This window comes from Variovorax paradoxus B4 (genome assembly GCF_000463015.1).
Taxonomy (GTDB): Bacteria; Pseudomonadota; Gammaproteobacteria; order Burkholderiales; family Burkholderiaceae_C; genus Variovorax; species Variovorax paradoxus_E.
The window spans coordinates 1,626,229-1,641,907 of sequence record NC_022247.1 but is presented as its reverse complement, the minus strand read 5'-3'; the positions used below and the strand labels follow the sequence as shown (position 1 = coordinate 1,641,907).

The window sequence follows — 15,679 nt, the reverse complement described above, 5'->3', positions numbered from 1 at the left end:
GCGGCAGAGGGGAGCTAATTCGGAGTCCTATGAGCTGGCTTGAAAAACTGCTACCCGCCAAGATCGCACAAACCGACCCGTCGGAGCGCCGCCAGGTGCCCGAGGGCCTGTGGATCAAATGCCCCGCCTGCGAGACCGTTCTCTACAAGACCGACCTCGAGCACAACCAGAACGTCTGCCCGAGCTGCAGCCACCACCACCGCATCGGCGCCCGTGCGCGCCTCGACGCCTTCCTCGACGCCGAGGGCCGCTACGAAATCGGCCAGGAAGTGCTGCCGGTGGACGCGCTCAAGTTCAAGGACAGCCGCAAGTACCCCGAACGGCTCAAGGAAGCGCTCGAGAACACGGGCGAGACCGACGCACTGGTCGTCATGGGCGGCTCGGTCCACAGCATCAGCGTGGTCGTGGCCTGCTTCGAGTTCGAATTCATGGGCGGCAGCATGGGCAGCGTGGTCGGCGAGCGCTTCGTGCGCGGCGTCGAGACGGCCATCGAACAGAAGGTGCCCTTCATCTGCTTCACCGCCACGGGCGGTGCGCGCATGCAGGAAGGCCTGCTGTCGCTGATGCAGATGGCCAAGACCAACGCCGCGCTCACCCGCCTCGCGAAGAAGGGCCTGCCCTACATCAGCGTGCTGACCGACCCGACCATGGGCGGCGTCTCGGCCGGCTTCGCCTTCGTGGGCGACGTCGTCATTGCGGAACCCAAGGCGCTGATCGGCTTTGCCGGCCCGCGCGTGATCGAATCGACCGTGCGCGTGACGTTGCCCGAAGGCTTCCAGCGCGCAGAGTTCCTGCAGACCAAGGGCGCGATCGACTTCATCAGCGACCGCCGCGAGCTGCGCAAGACCATTGCGAGCACCCTCGCGATGCTGCTGCGCCAGCCGGCCGACGCAGTCAGCTGACCAGGAGATCGCTCAGGCGCCCAGCCGGTAGGCCCAGACCAGCAGGTTGCCCAGCACGATCGCAATCACCTGCAGCACCACGATGGCGGCCAGGGGCGACAGGTCCACGCCGCCGATCAGCGGAATGAACCGCCGAAACGGCCGCACCAGCGGTTCGGCCAGCCGGGAAATGAGGTCGAGCAGCATCGGCGACGCCCCCGGTATCCACGACAGCACGGCATAGACCACCAGCAGCGCGGTCAGGCCTGAAATCGCCAGCTGCAGCAGCCCCACCAGCGAGACCAGCGGCAAGGTGGCAATCCGGCCCAGGTTGCCGATCAGCAGCCACAGCAACAGGAACTTCGCCAGCACCAGCAGCCAGGCCGCGATGGCGCTCGCCAGGTCCCAGCGCTTGACCGAAGGCACGATGCGGCGCAGCGGCAGCACGATCCAGTCGGTGATCGCAAAGACGAAACGCCCGAGCGGGTTGCCGAAAGGCACGCGGTGGTACTGCATGTAGAGGCGCAGCAGGCAGGCGCCGCCGAGCAGGCCGACGATCACGTCGAGAAGGAACGAGGGGATCTGGTAGAGCATGGGGCGCGGTCGTGAGGGGAATGCGATGATAGCCATGCAAGGTTCCTCGATGACGACACAGCCCCTTTTGCATTCACTGCCATTGTTCCCGCTCGGCACGGTCCTGTTTCCGGGCGGCGTGCTTCCACTGCGTATTTTCGAAGTACGTTACCTGGACATGATCGGCAAATGCCGCAAGGCCGACGCGCCCTTCGGCGTGGTCAGCCTCACGAGCGGCAGCGAAGTGCGCAAGGCCGGCGCCGAGGCGGAAAGCTTCGCCGCCGTCGGCACGCTGGCGGTCATCCGCGAATTCGATTCGCCGCAAAGCGGCCTGCTGCAGATCGAGTGCGTCGGCACGCAGCGTTTCCGGGTGCGCGCCACCGAACTGCAGAAATACGGCTTGTGGGTTGCCGAAGTGGAAGCCGTGATCGAAGACACGGCGCTCGAGATTCCCGACGACCTCCAGCACACCGCCACGGCGCTGCGGCGTCTGGTCGACACCCTCGAAGAACGCCGCCGCGCGCAGGGCGCCGAAACCGTGCGCCTGCCCATCGGCGAGCCCTACCAGTTCAACGATTGCGGCTGGGTCGCCAACCGCTGGTGCGAATTGGTGCCCATGCAACTCGAACTGCGGCAGCGGCTCATGGAACTCGACAGTCCGCTGATGCGGCTCGAACTGGTCAGCGATCTGCTGGCACGTGCGGGCATCACTGAATAGGTTGCTACTTTTTTCATAGCATTTCACGCAGGATTGACGGGCACTGGAGGCCGGTTTCATTCGACCCCGATCGGCTAAAATGCCGGGTTGCGCACGCTTCTGTTGCGCCCCATCCGCTCTCCATGTCCGACCACCTGATCCCCTCCATTCCCACGCCCGCCGCGGCTCCAGCCCCCGCGCCCGCCGTCGACGACAACCAGCTCATCGCGGAACGCCGCGAAAAGCTCAAGCTGATGCGCGCCGCGCAGGCCGAGGGCAAGGGTGTCGCATTTCCGAACGACTTCAAGCCGGGCCATCGCGCCGCCGCGCTGATCGAGATGCATGGCGCCGTCGATGCCGAAGCCCTCGAGGCGCAAGCCATTTCCGTGAGCGTGGCCGGCCGCATGATGCTCAAGCGCGTGATGGGCAAGGCCAGTTTTGCAACGGTGCAGGATGCGACCAGCCGCATCCAGCTCTACGTCACGCGCGATGCCATCGGCGAGGAAGCCTATGCCGAGTTCAAGCGCTGGGACCTCGGCGACATCGTGGGTGCCGAAGGCATGCTGATGAAGACCAAGACCGGCGAGCTGTCGGTCAAGGTCACGAAGCTGCGCCTGCTCACCAAGAGCCTGCGCCCGCTGCCCGACAAGTTCCACGGCATGGCCGACCAGGAGCAGAAATACCGCCAGCGCTACGTCGACCTGATCACCGACGAAACCGCCCGCGTGCGCTTCACCGCGCGCAGCAAGGCCGTGAGTGCACTGCGCGAGTTCATGGTGGCCCACGACTTCCTCGAAGTCGAAACGCCGATGCTGCACCCCATTCCCGGCGGCGCGAATGCCAAGCCCTTCAAGACGCACCACAACGCGCTCGACCAGGAGATGTTCCTGCGCATCGCGCCCGAGCTCTACCTCAAGCGCCTGATCGTCGGCGGCTTCGAGCGCGTGTTCGAAATCAACCGGAGCTACCGCAACGAGGGCATCTCGGTGCGGCACAACCCCGAGTTCACGATGATGGAGTTCTACGCGGCCTACTGGAACTACCGCGACCTGATGGACTTCACCGAAACGCTGATCCGCACCATCGCCGACAAGGCCGTGGGCACGCAGCAGCTCACCTACCAGGGCAAGCCGGTCGACCTGACCCAGCCTTTCGAGCGCCTGACGATCCGCGAAGCCATCCTCAAGTACGCCGAGGCCGGCACCGGTGTCGACGACAGCGCCTGGCTCATCAATGCGCTGCGCAAGCTCGGGCTGAGCGAAGAGAAGGACAAGCTCTCGCAGCGCAGCCTGGCCAGCCTGCAGGTGATGTACTTCGAAGAGACGGTGGAAGAGAAGCTCTGGCAGCCGACCTTCATCATGGAGCACCCGACCGAGATCTCGCCGCTGGCGCGCGCCAACGACGAGCGGCCCGAGGTCACCGAGCGCTTCGAGCTCTACATCACGGGCCGCGAATTCGGCAACGGCTTCAGCGAGCTCAACGATGCCGAGGACCAGGCCGCGCGCTTCAACGCCCAGGTGGCCGCCAAGGACAGCGGCGACGACGAAGCCATGTTCTACGACCACGACTTCGTGCGCGCACTCGAATACGGCATGCCGCCCACCGGTGGCTGCGGCATCGGCATCGACCGGCTGATGATGCTGCTGACCGATTCGCCGAGCATCCGCGACGTGATCCTGTTCCCGGCGCTGCGCAGGGAATCTTGAGCGTGAAGTTACCGTCGTCGCTGCCGACGATCGGCATCGACTTCGGCACCTCCAATTCCGCCGTGGCCTGCCGGGTCGACGGTGCGGCCCGGCTGCTGCCCATCGAGGGCGCCGCCACCACGCTGCCGACCGCGATCTTCTTCAACGCCGAAGACCGCACGACGCATTTCGGCCGCGAGGCCATCGCGCTCTACTTGGCGGGCGTCGAGGGCCGCCTCATGCGCTCGCTGAAGAGCCTGCTCGGCAGCGCGTTGATGCAGGAGAAAACGGCCATCTACGACGGTCTCGTGAGCTTCGAGGACATCATCGCGCGCTTCCTGCGCGAACTCGCCGTGCGGGCGGGCCGCGAGCTGGGCCGGGTGCCGGAGCGTGTCGTCATCGGCCGGCCCGTGCACTTCGTCGACGACGATTCCAAACGGGACGAACGCGCGGAAGAAAGCCTGCGCCACGCGGCCCGTGCGGCCGGGTTCCGAGACGTCGCCTTTCAGCTCGAGCCGATTGCAGCGGCCTTCGACTACGAACAGCGCATCGCGAAGGAATCGCTGGTGCTGATCGTCGACGTCGGCGGCGGCACCTCCGACTTCACCGTCGTGCGCGTGGGCCCCGACCGCGCCGCGCGCGAGGACCGCAGCAGCGACGTGCTGGCCACCAGCGGCGTGCACATCGGCGGCACCGACTTCGACCAGCGCCTCAACCTCGACCGCGTCATGCCGGAATTCGGCTTTCGCCACACGGGCGCGCAGGGGCGCGAAGTGCCCAGCAAGGTGTTCTTCGAGCTTTCGTCCTGGCACCTGATCAACTGGCTCTATGCCGCCAAGGCGGTGCGGCAGGCGAAGGACTTGCGCACGAGCTACGGCGACACGCGGCTGCACGACCGGCTGATGACGGTGCTGGAAGAGCGGCACGGCCACCGCATCGCCAGCGAGGTCGAGCAGGCGAAGATCGCCGCCTCGGTGAACGATGCGCCCACCGCCATCGACCTCTCGTGCGCCGAGCCGGGCCTGGCCGCGTCGCTCTCGCCCGCCGACATGGCGCAGCAGCTTTCTCCGCTGCTCGAGAACGTGATTGCCTGTGCGCATGCCTGCGTCAAGCGCGCCGGGCTGCGCAGCGGCGATCTCGACGCCATCTACCTGACGGGCGGCTCTTCGGCCCTGCGGCCGTTCCAGCAGGCCTTGCGCAGGAGCTTCGCGGGCGTGAACCTCGTCGAGGGCGACCTGTTCGGCGGCGTGGCGACCGGGCTCGCCTGCGCGGGACCGGTGGCATGAAATACCTCGCGGGCTATCCACCCGCGCTGCTGGCGCAGGTGCAGCAGCTGGTCGCCACCGAAGGGCTCTCGCCCCTGCTGCGCAAGCGCTATCCCGGCCCCCTTCACGAGGTGCAGACGGACCGTGCGCTCTACGACTACGTGAGTGAACTCAAGAGCGATTTCATGCGCAAGGCCCCGCCGCTGTCCAAGGTGGCGTTCGACAGCAAGCTGCATGTGATCCGCAACGCACTCGGCACGCACACCACCGTTTCGCGCGTGCAGGGCAGCAAGCTCAAGACCAAGCGCGAAATCCGGGTGGCGAGCCTGTTCAGGGAAGTGCCCCTGGAATGGCTGCGCATGATCGTGGTCCACGAGCTCGCTCACATGAAGGAGCGGGACCATGACAAGAGCTTCTATGCGCTCTGCGAGCACATGGAGCCGGACTACCACCGGCTCGAATTCGATGTCCGGCTGTACCTGACGCATCTGGATTCGGGCGGCGAGCGCCTGTGGGCGAGCTCGCTGCCGGGTTCGGCCCCGGGCAACACGCCGTAGCAGTACCTCAGGCGCCGTACGGCGCTGCGAGACCGGCCTGGGCAAGCACCTGCCTCGCGTGCCGATACCCCGCCGAATCGACCAGCGTGTTCCAGTCGAGCGGCGGCGTTTCAGGTCGCAGCGCCCACCGGCGTGCTTCGCTCTTCGCATCGGGCTGCCAGCGCCCCGCCCTTGCCGCCGCGGCAAAGCCCTCGAGCAGTTCGTCGAGCGGCCGGCCATCGCCGATGCTCTGGTTGCACAGCATCGCAAGATCGCAACCCGCATCGAGTGCCGCCAGCGCGGCATCGGCATAGCTCAGCAGCTCGCCGTCGATGTAGCGCCCCGCTTCCATGCTCAGGTCATCGCTGAAGATGGCCCCACCGAAGGCAAGCCGGTTGCGCAGGATGTCTTTCAGCCACCGGGACGAAAAGCCCGCGGGCCGCCTGTCGACCTTCGGATAGATCACGTGCGCCGGCATCACCGCCGTGAGCGTGCCTGCGAGCCAGTCGTAGGGCCGCGCATCGTCGGCCAGGATGGCCTTGAGGCTGCGCCGGTCGACCGGAATTTCAACGTGCGAATCGGCGGTAACGAAGCCATGCCCCGGAAAGTGCTTGCCGCAGTTGCGCATGCCCATCTGCAGCATGCCGTGCGTCACGCTCTTGGCCAGCAGCGCCACCACGCGCGGGTCGCGGTGGAAGCTGCGGTCGCCGATCACGCTGCTGCCGCCGTAGTCCAGGTCGAGCACCGGCGCAAAGCTGAAGTCGATGCCGCAGGCGCGCAGCTCGGCGGCAAGCACCTGGCCGGCGGCGGTGGCCGCCTGCGTGGCGCGCATCGCGTCGCGCATCCACAGCTCGCCCAGCGCGCGCATGGACGGCAGCCGTGTGAAGCCGTCCGTGCGAAAGCGCTGCACCCGGCCGCCTTCGTGGTCCACGCAGATCAGGAGATCCGGACGGATGGCCTTGATCTCGGCATTGAGCGCGCTCATCTGCGCACGGTCTTGCCAGTTGCGGGCGAAATGGATCACGCCGCCGACCAGGGGGTTGGCGATGCGCCGGCGGTCGGCGTCGTTCAGTTCGGTCGCCGCCACGTCGATGATCAGCGGTGCGTGGGGACGGGCGAGCCCGGCGGTCATAGTTTCTCCACTACCACGAAGCTCGCGGCATATTCGGTTTCGTCGGTCACGGTGACATGGGCCGTGAGGCCCCTGGCCTCGAACCACGCCTTGAGCTCGCCGTGCAGCACGATGACGGGCTTGCCGCTGCGCAGGTTGGCGATCTCGCACAGGCGCCAGCTCATCGGCATGCGCATGCCAAGGCCGATGGCCTTGCTGAAGGCCTCCTTGGCGGAAAAGCGCGTGGCGAGATAGCTCAGGCCGCGCTTGGGCCAGCGCTCGCTGCGGACCTTCCAGACCGCGAATTCGGCGTCGCTGAGCACCCTGTGGGCAAAGCGCTCGCCCTGGCGCTCGAACGTTGCGGCGATGCGCCTCAGGTCACAGATGTCGGTACCGATGCCGTAGATCATGCCGCTCCAGCGTTCACTGCGCCTCCTGGATGCAGCGCAGGTATTCCTTCGTGGTGGCGGCGTAGCCGAGTTCGAGCGCATCCGCGATGAAGGCATGCCCGATGGAAACCTCCTGGACGCCGCGCACCGCACGCAGGAACGCCGTGAGGTTGTCGCGGCTCAGGTCATGGCCCGCATTGAGGCCGAGGCCCGCAGCCTGCGCCGCGCGTGCCGACTCGACATAGCGCGCGAGCACGGCCTGCTCGTTCGGCGTGCCGCGCGATGCGGCATAGCCTTCGGTATACAGCTCGACGCGATCGGCCCCCACCGCCTTGGCCGCGGCCATCATCCCGGGGATGGGGTCCATGAAGAGGCTCACGCGCACGCCCAGGGCCTGGGCCTCGGCGATCAAGGGGCGCAGCCGGTCGGCGTCCTCGGGAAAGCTCCAGCCATGGTCGCTGGTCGCCTGGGTTTCGCTGTCGGGCACGAAGGTGGCCTGGTGCGGCTTCAGCGCGCGCACGAAGTCCATCAGGTTGTGGAAGGGGTTGCCTTCGATGTTGAACTCGATCGCCGGCCAATCCCTGGCCAGCAGCGCGGCCAGGTCGCTCACGTCGTGCGCGCGGATGTGGCGCTCGTCGGGCCGCGGATGCACGGTGATCCCCTGCGCTCCGGCGGCAAGACAGGCGTTGGCGGCGGTGAGCACGCTCGGAATGCCGAGAGCGCGCGTATTGCGCACCAGGGCCACCTTGTTGAGGTTGACCGACAGCGAGGTGGTAGCGGAATGGCCGGGAGTGCTCATAGGGCTTGCAAATCTCTCATCATCTGCCGCGTGCGCAGCGTGGACACACCGCAATGGTAGTTGAGCAGGGCGCGCAGCTGGTTTCTGAGGGCGCTGTTGCTGCCGGCATTCATGGTGGCGATCTCGCGCAGCGTGGCCGTGAAGGGTGCGCGGTCGTCGAGCACGCCCTGCAGCGACTGCCAGTCGGCACCGGCCAGCGCCGCCTCGTCCTCGCCCGCCAGCCGCAGGCCGGCTTCCGGCACCAGGGTGTAGCGGGCATCGGCCACGAGCGGCTCGAGCGTGAGGGTCTGCGCGTCGAGCGACGGCAACAGGCCCACTTCGCGCAACAGCAGCAGCTCGAAGGCGCGCAGCGCGGCCGCCTGGGTGGCGGCCTGCGCCCCGGCGTGGTCGCCGGCCAGCACCTGCACCACGCCCGCATAGGCATCGAACAGCGCCTCGTGGGCGTCGTCCCGCGCCAGCAGGCGCAGCAGCAGTTCGTTGATGTAGTAGCCCGAGAGCAGCGCCTCGCCGGTCGGCATGACATGGCCGCCCATCCACTCGGCGCCCTTGAGCGTACGGATCTCGGCGTCGCCGCCGTAGTTGAGCTGCAGCGGCTGCAGCGGCAGCAGCACCGGCCTGAAATTGGAACTCGGCCGCTTCGCCCCCTTGGCCACGAGCGCGATGCGCCCGTGGTGGCGGGTGAAGACCTCGAGGATCAGGCTCGACTCGCTCCAGTCGTAGCGATGGAGCACGTACGCCGGCTCATGCGAAACGCGGTGGGCAGTTGCCACTTCATTCGTAGCCGAACGAGCGCACGCGGGCTTCGTCGTCGGCCCAGCCGGACCGCACCTTGACCCACAGTTCGAGGAAGACCTTGGCGTCGGCCAGCTTTTCGAGCTCGACCCGGGTTTCCATGCCGATGCGCTTGATGCGCTCGCCCTTGTCGCCGATCACCATGGCCTTGTGGCCGTCGCGCTCCACCACGATGGTGGCCGCGATGCGCAGCAGGCGCTTCTGGCCCTTTTTCTGGGGCGGCTCTTCCTCGAACTTGTCGATGATCACGGTCGAGGTGTAGGGCAGTTCGTCGCCGGTCAGGCGGAACAGCTTCTCGCGCACCAACTCGCCCGCGAGGAACTTCTCGCTGCGGTCGGTGAGCTCGTCCTCGGCATAGAACCAGGGCTGTTCGGGCAGGTATTTCTCGCAGATGCCGAACAGGCGCTCGACATCCTTGGCATTCTTGGCCGACATCGGCACGAACTCGGCGAAGGGGTGCTTCGCCTGCATGGTCTGCAGCCAGGGCGCGATGTCGCCACGGCGGTGCACGTTGTCGAGCTTGTTGGCCAGCAGCACGGTCGGGATGCCCTTGCCGAGCAGCTTGAGCACCCGCTCGTCGGCCGGCGTGAAGCTGCCCGCCTCGACCACGAAAAGAATCAGGTCCACGTCGCCGACCGCGCCCTGCACGGTCTTGTTGAGCGACTTGTTGAGCGCGTTGGCATGCAGGGTCTGGAAACCCGGCGTGTCGACGAACACGAACTGCGTGGCGCCCAGCGTGCGCATGCCCGTGATGCGGTGCCGCGTGGTCTGCGCCTTGCGCGAGGTGATGCTGATCTTCTGGCCCACCAGCGCATTGAGCAGCGTCGACTTGCCCACGTTGGGCTTGCCGACGATGGCGATCAGGCCGCAGTGCTGAGGGCCGCTTGCGCCCGTATCGCCCGCCGGGCCCTGGGAGTCTGCTGCTGAATTGATAGCGTCGTTCATTCTGATTTCACGCGGCCCCGCGTGCCTTGAGCCGGATCAACATGGCCGCCGCGGCAGCCTGCTCGCCGGCACGTCGCGAACCACCGATGCCGCGTTCGCGCAGGCCCAGCTCCGGCACCTCGCACTCGACGTCGAAGGTCTGCTTGTGCGCTGCGCCGAGCGTGGCCGCCACGCGGTACACCGGCAGCTTCATTTTGTGACCCTGCAGCCATTCCTGCAATTCGGTCTTCGGATCCTTGGCCGCCGCGTCCATGCGCGGATTGATTTCGACCGACTCGTAGAGCCGCCGCACCAGCGCCTCGGCGGCCGAAAAGCCGGCATCGAGGTAGACCGCGCCGATCAGCGCTTCGAGCGCGTCGGCCAGGATCGAAGGCCGGTTGGGCCCGCCGGAGCGCGCCTCGCCTTCGCCGAGCCGCAGCAATGGCGACAGCTGCAGTTCCAGCGCCAGGCGGTGCAGGGTGTCCTGCTTGACCAGGTTGGCCCGCACACGCGACAGATCGCCCTCGGGCAGGGCCGAGAGTCGGGTGTAGAGCAGGTGCGATACCGCGAGATTGAGCACCGAATCGCCGAGGAACTCGAGGCGCTCGTTGTGGTCGGCCGAAAAACTGCGGTGCGTGAGCGCGAGCTGGAGCAGCCGCGCATCGGAGAACGAATGCTTGAGGCGCTCCTGCAGCGCCGTGAGGCCGCCGTCCACCTTGCGTGTCGCCGCGTTCAGCGGGTTTGGCCCTTGTACTTGAGCACCAGGTAGGCCGGTCCGAACAAGGGAATCTCGCGCTCGTAGGAATACGACACGACCACCTTGTCGCCGACCTTCTTGATGTCGAGGTCCTTGCCCGAGACCGACTGGAAGTCGTCGATGGCCTGGGCCCGATCGAAGATGGCGCGCACTTCGGGCACGGTGGTGCCTTCCTTGGCCTTGTTGGCGGCCTTGTCGATGGCCTGCCATTCGATCAGCGTCGGGATGACCTGCGCGACGACGACGCCGACGCAACCCAGCACCACGGCGACAAACACCAGACCGATGAACGAGATGCCGCGCTGATGCGCGGCCCTGCTGCGGATGGACCGATTTGTTCTCATGCCCTCTTACCCCTCGAACAATGCTGACTGCTTATTGGAATGGACCGATGCGACCCAGGTCGCCGAAGTTCATCCAGACGAAGAACGCCCTGCCCACGATGTTCTTGTCCGGAACGAAGCCCCAGAAACGGGAGTCCGCCGAATTATCGCGGTTGTCGCCCATCATGAAGTAGTTGCCGGCCGGCACCTTGCACACCACGCCTTCGACGGAGTAGCGGCAGTTCTCGCGGTACGGAAAGTCGGTGGCGCCCTGGACGAAGGCCGGACCGGCATCGTCGTTGAGCAGCCGGTGCTGCTTGCCGCCGAGGTCTTCGGTGAACTGCCTGAGCAGCCGCATCGACTCGCTGTCGAGGTAGTCGGGCATCGGGTTCTTGGAGACCGGCTGCCCGTTGACGGTGAGCTTCTTGTTCAGGTAGGCCACTTCGTCGCCCGGGATGCCGACCACGCGCTTGATGTAGTCCATGCTCGGCTTGGGCGGATAGCGGAACACCACCACGTCGCCGCGCGCGAGCGGCGTGCCGTCGGTGATCTTGGTGTTGATGACCGGCAGGCGCAGGCCATAGGTGAACTTGTTCACCAGGATCAGGTCGCCGGTGAGCAGCGTCGGCATCATCGAACCCGACGGGATCTTGAAGGGCTCGTACAGGAACGAGCGCAGCAGGAACACCACCAGGATCACCGGGAACAGCCCGGCCGTCCAGTCGAGCCACCACGGCTGCATCAGCAGGCGCTCGCTGGCCTTGGCGTCGACGGTATCGACCTGCGTGATGCCCTGGCCGGCCAGGCGCTCGTTGCGCTCGCTCAGCGAGGCTTCGAGCGCGGCGGCGGCGCGCTCGCGCCGGGGCAGGAAGTAGAAGCGCTCGGCCAGCCAGTACAGGCCGGTGACCACCGTGGCCAGGAACAGCAAGAGCGCGAAATTGCCCTCGATGGCGCCGAAGTACCAGGCACCGACATAGCCGGCGAAGGCCGCGAGGACCAGGGAAGTGATGAATGCCATTTTTGAGATCAGTCTTCGACTTGCAGAATCGCGAGGAAGGCCTCTTGCGGGACCTCGACGGAGCCGATCTGCTTCATTCTTTTCTTGCCCGCTTTCTGCTTCTCGAGCAGTTTCTTCTTGCGGGTGATGTCGCCGCCGTAGCACTTGGCAAGAACGTTCTTGCGCAGCGCCTTGATTGTCTCACGCGCAATGATGTTGACCCCGATGGCGGCCTGGATCGCCACGTCGAACATCTGGCGCGAAATGATCTCACGCATCTTCGACACCACCGCCCGGCCGCGGTACTGCGACTGGCTGCGGTGCACGATGATCGACAGCGCATCGACCTTCTCGCCGTTCAGCAGGATGTCGACCTTGACCACGTCGGACGCGCGATATTCCTTGAACTCGTAGTCCATCGAGGCGTAGCCGCGGCTGACCGACTTCAGCTTGTCGAAGAAGTCGAGCACGATCTCGCCGAGCGGCATCTCGTAGGTCAGCATGACCTGGCGGCCGTGGTAGGCCATGTTCATCTGCACGCCGCGCTTCTGGTTGGCCAGCGTCATGACGGCGCCGACGTATTCCTGCGGCATGTAAAGGTGCACGGTGACGATCGGCTCGCGGATCTCGCTCATCTTGCCGACGTCGGGCATCTTGGACGGGTTCTCGACCATGATGACTTCGCCGTCGTTGCGCACCACCTGGTAGACCACGCTCGGCGCGGTCGTGATCAGGTCCTGGTCGAACTCGCGCTCCAGGCGCTCCTGCACGATTTCCATGTGCAGCAGGCCAAGGAAGCCGCAGCGGAAGCCGAAGCCCAGCGCCTGGCTCACCTCGGGCTCGTAGCGCAGCGACGAATCGTTGAGCTTGAGCTTTTCCAGCGCGTCGCGCAGCGAGTCGTACTCGCTGGCCTCGGTCGGATAGAGGCCGGCAAACACCTGCGGCTGGATTTCCTTGAAGCCCGGCAGCGCCTCGGTGGCGGTGGCGGCCGCGCCGCCCGTGCCCGGCTTGATCAGCGTCACCGTGTCGCCGACCTTGGCGGCCTGCAGTTCCTTGATGCCCGCGATGATGTAGCCCACCTCGCCGGCCTCGAGCGAAGGGCGCGGTTCGTTGGCCGGCGTGAAGACGCCGATGTTGTCGGCGTTGTACATGGCGCCGGACGCCATCATCTTGATGCGCTCGCCCTTCACCAGCCGGCCGTCCACCACGCGCACCAGCATGACGACGCCGACGTAGGGGTCGAACCAGCTGTCGACGATCATGGCGCGCAGCGGGCCGTCGGGATTGCCGCGCGGCGCCGGCATCTTGTGGACGATGGCTTCGAGAATCTCGTCGATGCCGAGGCCGGTCTTGGCGGAACACGGAATCGCATCGGTCGCGTCGATGCCGATCACATCTTCGATTTCGCTGCGTGCGTTGTCGGGGTCCGCGTTGGGCAGATCCATCTTGTTGAGCACCGGCACCACTTCGACGCCGAGGTCGAGCGCGGTGTAGCAGTTGGCCACCGTCTGCGCTTCGACGCCTTGCGATGCATCGACGACGAGCAGCGCGCCTTCGCACGCCGACAGCGAGCGGCTCACTTCATATGAGAAGTCGACGTGGCCCGGCGTGTCGATCAGATTGAGGTTGTAGACCTGCCCATCGAGGGCTTTGTAGTGCAGCGCGGCGGTCTGCGCCTTGATGGTTATCCCACGCTCTTTTTCGATGTCCATCGAGTCGAGCACCTGCGCTTCCATCTCGCGTTCCGCAAGGCCGCCGCAACGCTGGATCAAGCGGTCTGCGAGCGTCGACTTGCCGTGATCGATGTGCGCAATGATCGAAAAATTTCTGATGTGATTCATCAACGGGAACGCTTAAGTACTTGAATTGGCTCGTGCGCAGAGTGCGACAGGCAAGAAAAAAGGGCGCGTCTTCTGGAGACGCGCCCTGAACCAACAAGCAATGGCAACTGCAGTAGTTGGAACTTCATTGTAGGCAAAAAGGGAGGCACGTACATCCGGGGACAGGGTCAAAACGGGTCGTTGCAGGTCCACAACATCAAAGATATAAACAGCTTATCCACAAGATCGGTGGAGCACTCCATGAACAACTTGTGGGCGATCTGTGGAGCGCCGGTGGACTGCTGTCTGACATCTCGCATGGTGGAGGAAAGCTCTCCCCTTATGCGCGGACTCGCCGCCCAATGGGCTCTATTCTACCGAAAATCGTCCTAAGCCTCTTTATAAGTTAGTGAACACAAACAAAACTGACCTGCTTTCGGCGCCGAATTTTTTTTGAAACCGGGCGCTCCAGCGTCGCAAAGACCTCAAAAAAAGGCCCCAAACCCGAGTGACGGGTGGGGCCACTTGACGGAAAGGCCAGATCAGCGTGCGGGTCGAATCAGGGCGTACTGGGCCCATTCGCCGCGGCGGAACAGCACGCTCAGGGGCTTGCCCTTGTCGGCCTTGGCGACCGCGGACTCGAATTCCTTGACGCTCGAGACCTCGATGTTGCCGACGGCAAGGATCACGTCTCCTTCGCGCAGACCGGCCCTCGCGGCGGCATCGCTTGCCGCCTCGATGCGCACGCCGCCACGCATCTTGAGTTCCTTCTTCTGGGCTTCGGTCAGGTCGCTGACCACCAGGCCGAGCGCCTTGCCGGCCGCCGACGGCTTGGCCTGCGACTCCTCGCGCTCGGGCTGGCGCTTGCCGGACGGCTTGGCTTCCGCATCGCCCTCGGCGACGGTGACCGAGAGCTCGCGCGTACTGCCGTTGCGGAACACCGTCAGCGTGTTCTTGGCACCGGGCTTGGTGCTGGCCACCGAGCGCGACAGGTCGCTGGGCGTCTCGATGGCCTTGTCGCCGTACTTGGTGATGATGTCGCCCTCGCGCACGCCGGCCTTGTCGGCCGCCGAGCCCGGCACCACGCTGCTCACGAGCGCACCGCGCGCCTTGCCGAGCCCGATGGATTCGGCCACGTCCTTCGAGACCGAGCCGATGGTCACGCCGATCAGCCCGCGCGATACGCGGCCGGTGGCGCGCAGCTGGTCGCTGACGCGGATCGCCTCGTCGATCGGGATCGAGAACGAGATGCCCATGTAGCCGCCCGAGCGCGAATAGATCTGGCTGTTGATGCCCACCACCTCGCCGCGCAGGTTGATCAGCGGTCCGCCCGAGTTGCCGGGGTTGATTGCCACGTCGGTCTGGATCAGGGGCACCAGGTCACCGGTGTCGCGCTGCTTTGCGCTCACGATGCCGGCGGTCACGGTGTTCTCGAGGCCGAAGGGCGAACCGATGGCCATGACCCATTCGCCAACGCGCAGCTTCGAGATGTCGCCGACCTTCACCACCGGCAGGCTCGTCGCCTCGATCTTGACCACGGCGACGTCGCTGCGCTTGTCGGCACCGATCAGCTTGGCCTTGAACTCGCGCTTGTCGGTCAGCGTGACGAGGATTTCGGACGCGTCCTCGATCACGTGGGCATTGGTCATGACATAGCCGTCGGCGGACAGGATGAAACCCGAGCCCACGCCGCGCGGACGCTCTTCCTCCTGCGGCTGCTGCGGCCGGTTCGGGCGCGGGCCCGGACGCGGGTTGCCGGGCAGCGGCTGCCCGAAGAAGCGCCGGAAGAACTCCTGCATCTCCTCGTCCATTTCGCCGCTGCCGCCGCTGGAGGCCACTTTCTCGACGGTACGGATCCCGACCACGGCCGGCCCCACCTGCTCCACGAGATCGGCGAAATCGGGCAATCCGCGCGCCTGCGGCGTCTGTGCAATGGCCGGCGCCGCCGGCAGGAAACCCATGGCTGCCGAACAGGCCATGCCGAATGCGAAGAGATAGGAACGAAGCGTGTGTCCCTCGACTTTGAACATCATCGGTTTTCTTTCAAAAGAACAGAGCGGCCAAAAGAAGAGCTATGAGTCCGTGATGCGGACTTGGTTCAGCGCCATCTGCGGCGCATGCGCAGCGGGT

Annotated in this window: 16 protein-coding genes; 5 read left to right on the top strand and 11 right to left on the bottom strand. The window is 65.8% G+C overall.

Annotated elements, in window-relative coordinates:
* The first annotated feature begins 29 nt into the window (after nt 1-29).
* The gene (accD, locus tag VAPA_RS07440) at nt 30-902 is read left to right on the top strand and encodes an acetyl-CoA carboxylase, carboxyltransferase subunit beta (protein ID WP_021006154.1); all 873 of its coding nucleotides are present in this window, start codon (nt 30-32) and stop codon (nt 900-902) included.
* Nucleotides 903-914: 12 nt separating this feature from the next.
* Here accD and VAPA_RS07435 read toward each other — a convergent pair whose 3' ends face one another.
* On the bottom strand, nt 915-1,475 hold the full coding sequence (locus VAPA_RS07435; RefSeq protein ID WP_021006153.1) for a YggT family protein: 561 nt from the start codon (nt 1,473-1,475) through the stop codon (nt 915-917).
* 25 nt (nt 1,476-1,500) lie between these two features.
* Between VAPA_RS07435 and VAPA_RS07430 the strand changes: the two genes are divergently transcribed.
* The 4 genes from VAPA_RS07430 to VAPA_RS07415 all read left to right on the top strand — a co-directional run bounded on the left by VAPA_RS07430 (nt 1,501) and on the right by VAPA_RS07415 (nt 5,658).
* Nucleotides 1,501-2,172 (top strand): LON peptidase substrate-binding domain-containing protein, encoded by a 672-nt coding sequence (locus VAPA_RS07430; protein WP_021006152.1) that lies wholly within the window; start codon nt 1,501-1,503, stop codon nt 2,170-2,172.
* Between the two features lie 122 nt (nt 2,173-2,294).
* Nucleotides 2,295-3,857, top strand: a complete 1,563-nt coding sequence (gene lysS, locus VAPA_RS07425; protein WP_021006151.1) for a lysine--tRNA ligase — start codon at nt 2,295-2,297, stop codon at nt 3,855-3,857.
* Nucleotides 3,854-5,122, top strand: coding sequence for an Hsp70 family protein (locus tag VAPA_RS07420; protein ID WP_080666785.1), 1,269 nt, complete (start codon nt 3,854-3,856; stop codon nt 5,120-5,122). The genes lysS and VAPA_RS07420 overlap by 4 nt, the downstream gene beginning before the upstream one ends.
* Entirely contained in the window at nt 5,119-5,658 is a 540-nt protein-coding gene (locus VAPA_RS07415) for a M48 metallopeptidase family protein (RefSeq protein ID WP_021006149.1), read from the top strand. Before VAPA_RS07420 ends, VAPA_RS07415 begins: the two co-directional genes overlap by 4 nt.
* Before the next feature lie 7 nt (nt 5,659-5,665).
* Here VAPA_RS07415 and nagZ read toward each other — a convergent pair whose 3' ends face one another.
* The 10 genes from nagZ to VAPA_RS07365 form a co-directional block, all read right to left on the bottom strand.
* On the bottom strand, nt 5,666-6,769 hold the full coding sequence (gene nagZ / locus VAPA_RS07410) for a beta-N-acetylhexosaminidase (RefSeq protein ID WP_021006148.1): 1,104 nt from the start codon (nt 6,767-6,769) through the stop codon (nt 5,666-5,668).
* Nucleotides 6,766-7,158, bottom strand: coding sequence for a holo-ACP synthase (gene acpS, locus VAPA_RS07405; protein WP_021006147.1), 393 nt, complete (start codon nt 7,156-7,158; stop codon nt 6,766-6,768). Before acpS ends, nagZ begins: the two co-directional genes overlap by 4 nt.
* Before the next feature lie 13 nt (nt 7,159-7,171).
* Complete coding sequence (locus tag VAPA_RS07400) at nt 7,172-7,936, bottom strand: pyridoxine 5'-phosphate synthase (protein ID WP_021006146.1); 765 nt, start codon at nt 7,934-7,936, stop codon at nt 7,172-7,174.
* Entirely contained in the window at nt 7,933-8,706 is a 774-nt protein-coding gene (gene recO, locus VAPA_RS07395) for a DNA repair protein RecO (RefSeq protein ID WP_021006145.1), read from the bottom strand. Before recO ends, VAPA_RS07400 begins: the two co-directional genes overlap by 4 nt.
* A 1-nt stretch (nt 8,707) precedes the next feature.
* Nucleotides 8,708-9,673, bottom strand: a complete 966-nt coding sequence (gene era / locus VAPA_RS07390) for a GTPase Era (protein ID WP_021006144.1) — start codon at nt 9,671-9,673, stop codon at nt 8,708-8,710.
* Nucleotides 9,674-9,680: 7 nt separating this feature from the next.
* Nucleotides 9,681-10,367, bottom strand: a complete 687-nt coding sequence (rnc, locus tag VAPA_RS07385; protein WP_021006143.1) for a ribonuclease III — start codon at nt 10,365-10,367, stop codon at nt 9,681-9,683.
* A gap of 17 nt (nt 10,368-10,384) precedes the next feature.
* Nucleotides 10,385-10,753: a DUF4845 domain-containing protein gene (locus VAPA_RS07380; RefSeq protein ID WP_021006142.1), complete on the bottom strand. Its 369-nt coding sequence runs from the start codon at nt 10,751-10,753 to the stop codon at nt 10,385-10,387.
* Between the two features lie 31 nt (nt 10,754-10,784).
* Nucleotides 10,785-11,750: a signal peptidase I gene (lepB, locus tag VAPA_RS07375; protein ID WP_021006141.1), complete on the bottom strand. Its 966-nt coding sequence runs from the start codon at nt 11,748-11,750 to the stop codon at nt 10,785-10,787.
* Nucleotides 11,751-11,758: 8 nt separating this feature from the next.
* On the bottom strand, nt 11,759-13,570 hold the full coding sequence (gene lepA, locus VAPA_RS07370) for a translation elongation factor 4 (RefSeq protein WP_021006140.1): 1,812 nt from the start codon (nt 13,568-13,570) through the stop codon (nt 11,759-11,761).
* A gap of 521 nt (nt 13,571-14,091) precedes the next feature.
* Nucleotides 14,092-15,582: a DegQ family serine endoprotease gene (locus VAPA_RS07365; RefSeq protein ID WP_021006139.1), complete on the bottom strand. Its 1,491-nt coding sequence runs from the start codon at nt 15,580-15,582 to the stop codon at nt 14,092-14,094.
* Between the last annotated feature and the right edge of the window lie 97 nt (nt 15,583-15,679).